General features: G+C 60.9%; 2 protein-coding genes. One reads left to right on the top strand and one right to left on the bottom strand.

The window, feature by feature from the left end:
- On the top strand, nt 1-1,788 hold a 1,788-nt coding region (locus NW820_RS10700), incomplete at its 5' end, for an aminopeptidase P family protein (RefSeq protein ID WP_414407476.1).
- 27 nt (nt 1,789-1,815) lie between these two features.
- On the opposite strand, the gene rlmN is transcribed toward NW820_RS10700, so the two are convergent.
- The coding region (rlmN, locus tag NW820_RS10695) for a 23S rRNA (adenine(2503)-C(2))-methyltransferase RlmN (protein ID WP_414407475.1) at nt 1,816-2,841 on the bottom strand (1,026 nt) is incomplete at its 5' end.

Raw genomic sequence — 2,841 nt, 5'->3', positions numbered from 1 at the left:
CCCCGCCTGGATGTTGCTGCCCGTTTGCAGCAGTTGCGCCAGCTTCTGCGAGAACAAGATCTGGATGGCTTTTGGGTTCCCTCTGCCGATGAGCATCTCAATGAGTATTTGCCGGAACATCGCAAGCGGCGTCAGTGGATCACAGGCTTTACCGGCTCGGTGGGGGATGCCTTGATCACCCGGGACAGGGCTTGGCTGTGGGTAGATCCCCGCTATCACGAACAGGCGGAGCGGGAGGTGGATCCCAATCTATTGACAGTGATCAAAGGAGGTCTGCCGAATCAGCCCAGCCTGATGGAGATTGTGGAAGAGCTGGGATCCGGCTTTCGCCTGGGGGTGGATCCCTTTACGGTGGCGGTGGCCACCTATCGCCAGTTGCAGGCCCATGCCCAAGCGGGAGGGGTGCTCTTGATCCCGGTCATGGAAAACTTGGTGGATAAGCTGGCTCAGGGATCCGCTCCTGTCGCTCCCTTTGACCGGCCCATTGACTCGGTACCCACCCACCTAAGCGGGGCCACCCCTGCAGAAAAGCTGGCCCAAGTCCGGCAGGAGATGCGCCGCAAGCGGGTGGGACTGTTGCCCCTGACCAAATTGGATCAGGTGGCCTGGCTGTTTAACCTGCGGGGATCCGACATCCCCTACAACCCAGTGTTTTGGGCCTATGCTTTGGTCAGCCTAGATAGAGCGGCTCTATTCACAGATCTGGAGCGGCTCAGTCCCCCATCTCGGCAATTTCTGGCAGAAGCCGGGGTGGAACTCTGGCCCTACGAGACCTACAGCCAACAACTGCCCCAATGGGCCAAGAGCTATGCGCCGGTGGGCTTGGATCCCAAGCAGACCACCCAGGGCACTCAAGAGCTGCTGCAGGATGCGAGCTGCCGCGAGCTGGAGCACCCAGTAGAAGCCCTCAAGGCCGTGAAAAACCCCACCGAGCTGGAACAGATGCGCCTGGCCAACCGCAAAGCCAGCCGGGCCAAGATTCGCACCCTGGCCTGGATCGACCGGCAAATCCAACAGGGGATCCCCATCAGCGAAGCCGACGTGGCCGCGATCATGGAGGCCCACTACCGGGAGGAAGGGGAGTGGGTGGGTCTGAGCTTTAACACCATTGCCGGCGCCGGCGCCAACAGCTCCATCATCCACTACAGCACTCCGGATCCCCAAAAGCTGCTGCAGCCGGGCGAACTGTTTTTGTTGGACTCCGGATCCCACTACTTGGGGGGCACCACCGACGATACCCGCACCGTTTGGATTGGCCCGCAACCCGCGGATCCCTTGTGCAAGCGGCGCTATACCGAGGTGCTCAAGGCCCACATTCAATGCGCCCGCCAGATCTTCCCCCCCGACACCTATGGAGTCTCGTTGGATGGGATCGCCCGCTCTACCCTTTGGCAGGCCGGGCTGGACTATGGCCATGGCACCGGCCACGGTGTCGGCGCCTTTTTGAATGTCCACGAGGGGCCCAACGGGATCCACCGCCGCGCCAACACCCCTCTCAAAGTGGGCATGATCAACAGCATCGAGCCGGGCTACTACCAGCCGGGATGGGGTGGGATCCGCCTGGAGAACCTCTACGAGGTGATTGCCATTCCCGAGCCGGAGGGCTGGATGGGCTTTCGCTCCCTGACTTGGATCCCTTTCGATGGGCGCTTGATCGATTGGGAACTGTTAAACGAGGTGCAGCGAGCCTGGCTGGACGAGTATCACCGGCAGGTTTACGCCATGCACCACGCCACCTTGCCAGAACAGGATGCCGCCTGGTTACGACGCGCCTGCGGACTGAGCTGATGTACTCGCGCAAGCGTTGCGCGGCGATTACAAATCCCCTGGCAAAGAACGCAGGAAGGATCCCCGCAGTTGACCACATGCGGCATTGCCATCCAAGCCACGGGTTTGGCGCACAGTGGCCCGCACTTGGTGCTGTTCGAGCTGGCGGACGAACTCTCTGACCCGTGTCGGGTGGGGGCGTTGATAGTCAGCTTCAGAGATGGGGTTGTAAGGGATCAGGTTCACGTGCAGTTGTACCCCTGACCGGCTGGCCTGCTGCAGCAATTGCGCCAGTTGGCGGGCATGAATGGGCAGGTCGTTGACCCCCGATAGCAGGGTATATTCAAAACTGACTCGCCGCCCGGTGCGCAGCATGTAGTCGCGGCAATCCTGGATCAGAGTGTCCAGAGGGTAGTGGGCTGCCGAAGGGATCAACCGTTGCCGCAGGTCTTGATTGGGGGCATGCAAGCTGACGGCCAGGGTAACTTGCAGATCCTGCTGCGCCAGCCAGGCAATTTGCCGGGGTACCCCCACCGTCGAGAGGGTGATATGCCGTTGGCCGATGCCGATATCTTGATTCAGGCTGCGGATGGCTTGTACCACCGTATCGCGGTTGAGCAGGGGTTCCCCCATGCCCATAAAGACCACATGGCTGACGCGACGGCCAAAATCTTCCTGCACCGTCAACACCTGATCCAGAATCTCGTGCAGCTCTAGGTTGCGCCGGTAGCCCATCTTGCCGGTGGCACAGAAATCGCAGGCCATCGGGCAGCCCACCTGAGAAGAGACGCAGACCGTCAGACGCTTGGCCGTTGGGATCCCTACCGTTTCGATCAACTGCCCATCCGCCAACCCCAGCAGAAACTTCACAGTACCATCGCGGGCCTCTGTCCGCTGCACAATGCGCGAGCGTCCCACTGGGTAGCTTTGCACCGCCTCTCGCCAAGCCCTAGGAAACACCGTCACCTGTTCCAGGGAGCGGATCCCTTTTTGGTAGATCCAAGCATGCAGTTGTTGCCCGCGATAGGCCGGCTGTCCTTGGGCAACCGCCCAGTCTTTCAGAGCAGACAAGGA

This window comes from Synechococcus sp. R55.7 (genome assembly GCF_047461955.1).
Classification (GTDB): Bacteria; Cyanobacteriota; Cyanobacteriia; order Thermostichales; family Thermostichaceae; genus Thermostichus.
The sequence above is the reverse complement of the archived record's forward strand: the minus strand, read 5'-3'. Positions and strand labels throughout refer to the sequence as shown.